Consider the following 219-nt stretch of genomic DNA (forward strand, 5'->3'; position numbering starts at 1 on the left):
CCCGCACGCTGGAGGGGCCGCAAGGCGCCTTCACCGAACGCCCGCGCCGCACCGCAATCCTGCTCGGCTGCGACATCGAGCACCGCGATGCCGTGATCTATGCCGATGCGCTGCCCGCTAACGACCCGAAGCGTTCCGAAACCCGCGTCCTGATCGGCCCCGCCTGCCGCCTCTGCGAACGCATCGGCTGCCTGTCCCGCGCCGAACCGCCGATCACAC

General features: G+C 70.8%; 1 protein-coding gene. It reads left to right on the top strand.

Features of this window, described 5'->3' with window-relative positions:
• Window positions 1–219 (top strand): short-chain fatty acyl-CoA regulator family protein (locus RTX98_RS19020; protein ID WP_312798415.1); only part of this gene is annotated, 219 nt, incomplete at both ends.

The sequence above is a fragment of the Tianweitania sp. genome, assembly GCF_032053605.1.
Taxonomy (GTDB): Bacteria; Pseudomonadota; Alphaproteobacteria; order Rhizobiales; family Rhizobiaceae; genus Tianweitania.